This is a genomic window from Oleiphilus sp. HI0125, from assembly GCF_001635355.1.
The window spans coordinates 1-2327 of record NZ_LWGF01001518.1 but is presented as its reverse complement, the minus strand read 5'-3'; the positions used below and the strand labels follow the sequence as shown (position 1 = coordinate 2327).

Annotated in this window: 3 protein-coding genes; all 3 read right to left on the bottom strand. The window is 45.9% G+C overall.

Going from position 1 to position 2327, the window contains the following annotated elements; translation table 11 throughout:
* Positions 1-807, bottom strand: an 807-nt coding sequence (locus A3762_RS25450; protein WP_197469582.1) for an MATE family efflux transporter, incomplete at its 3' end; no start/stop codon positions are given.
* Between the two features lie 56 nt (positions 808-863).
* Entirely contained in the window at positions 864-1610 is a 747-nt protein-coding gene (locus A3762_RS25445) for a helix-turn-helix transcriptional regulator (protein ID WP_068757783.1), read from the bottom strand.
* A gap of 9 nt (positions 1611-1619) precedes the next feature.
* Positions 1620-2327: carboxy terminal-processing peptidase (locus tag A3762_RS25440; RefSeq protein WP_197469581.1), on the bottom strand; the 708-nt coding region annotated here is incomplete at its 5' end.

The window sequence follows — 2327 nt, the reverse complement described above, 5'->3', positions numbered from 1 at the left end:
TGCGCTATATCCTGCAACCAGCCACGTTGAGAATGCCACGGAGAGCGGTGCGATAAGATTGGTGCCAATCGCGGGAATAGCAAGATGAAGAATCGCTTTCCAACTTTCGATAATTCTGCCGCGACAATCCTTGAGGCTTAGAAAGCGTAATTTAATAGCCAATAAATACAGGCCAATGATTAAGGCAAAAGAATAGGAGATGACGGTCGCAATGGCCGCGCCTTGCAAGCCTAAAGCGGGAAGTCCGAAATAACCAAAGATCAGTATCGGGTCGAGAATGATGTTCACAATGGCGACGACGATCATAATCATACTTGGAATAAAGGTGTTGCCAGCCGCGCGCAGTGCAGAATTTCCAACCATGGGAATAACGACGATAAAACTGCCTAAGAACCAGATGTCCATAAACTCATGGATTAACGGCAGTAGGGTGTCTGGCGCACCTAAGGCGATAAAAATTGTATCAATATTGTGATAACCGATAATCGCGAAACTCAGCGCCACGCTCAGGCCTATGAACAGTGATTGCGTGGCATAAATACGAACGCGCGTCGTATCACCTGCACCAATTGCACGAGATATCAACGATGAGCTACCGATGCCAATGCCGAATGCGAGGCTCAACAGTATTGAGACAACAGGGATGGTGAATCCCATTGCGGCAAGGGGTTCGGTACCCAATTGTGCGACATACCATGTGTCGACGATGTTCATCGACATGATCGATAAAATGCCCCAAATCATGGGTATCGTCATCTTGCGCAGGTGCGGGCCGACAGGGCCGTTTGTTAAATCAGATTGAATCATTCAATGAGAACGTAGTGTTGAGAGAGTAGTGAATACACTGGTGTTGGAGCACAGACTTAGGACTTTTTCTCTTGCTCTTCTACGAAGTGCAGGGCCATATTAAATGCTTCTCGTGTATAAGCGAGTACGTGGGCAAACCCTTCGTCGCTCAATTCGCGTGCACTATCTTTGGAGCGCAGTATGTTAATGAATTCACGCTCACGCTGATATTGCAGAGGAAGCCTCCCTGCACCCCAATCATGCAGTAGTCGCCAAGTCTCAGGTGAATACGTTCGGCTGTACTTCAATATAAAAGGAATTGGGTCGTTACGAGCCAGCAACGAGCTTAAACGTAAAATTAATTCGAACGATAGGGTAGCAGTGCCATTTTCAACTGCTTCAATAAGCGATTTGTCTTTGAGCTGAAGTGCTTCGTTTAATTCGTTGATTGTAAGCCCGGCAACTTCTCGTAGATCTTTTAAACTCTCACCTGCGGCTACCATCAACTTCAACTGATCTTGAGATTGAATGAGTGCCTTACCAACTTTGTAGGAGGTATCTGTTGTGCGTTTAGCTATCCTAAAAGCCTGGCCAGCAGCAGATCCAACACGATCAAATAGCCCTGCAATGGTTTCTTCACTAACCCATGGCTCAACTGGTGTATGTTGATCATTTGATTTGTTTGAGGGTTTTTCTGAGCTAGAGGGCGTATCTTGATTTTGGCTTTCTGGTGATGCATCAAGATCTGTAGGTTTTGAATCAATGTCTTGCCCGACCTTTTCGTCGGGCAAGTGTCTTGAGGAAGGCTTATCGTCGCTGGTCATTACTGCTGACTATGAGGCTTTTGCGATCGAAGCTTTTGCAGTTACTTCAATGAAATCAAGCAATACCTCGACGCTCTCGTCAACGATAAAGTCTACTTCGAGTTCGTCGCTCTGTGTCTTGCTTGCCTGAGCTTCGACGTCATCTTCCCAAGCCTTGAAATCAGCATATGGTTCTTTGCCTTCAAAGCTACGACGCTTGTTTTCTAGGTCGAGTTGCTCTTTTTCAGCTGTCTTGATTTCTTTTTGGCGAACTTCTTTATTGAGAGATACGCGATCTTTTGTGCGTTGCTTATCGAGCAATGCAATCTCTTCAAGTAAGACTTGGTATTCTTCGTTTTTCGCAAAGCGCTCTTCATGGCGTTGATTCAATACTGTTTCAACACCGTCGTTGCTAGCGAGTTGTTTAAAATCGGCCGCTGCAATAGCATCCCAAGGAAGAGCGTTTTCAAGAGAATTTTCACCTACTTTAGTCGTATCGACCGTATCAGGGATCAGAATGTCTGGTACAACGCCTTTGTGCTGTGTGCTGGCACCCGAGATGCGATAAAACTTAGCTTGAGTGATTTTAAGCTGGCCGTGGTTTAAAGGACGAACAGATTGAACGGTACCTTTACCAAAGGTTTGAGAGCCCATCACGATACCGCGATCGTAGTCCTGAATGGCGCCTGCAAAGATTTCTGATGCAGAAGCACTCAAACGGTCAACGAGAACGAGTAA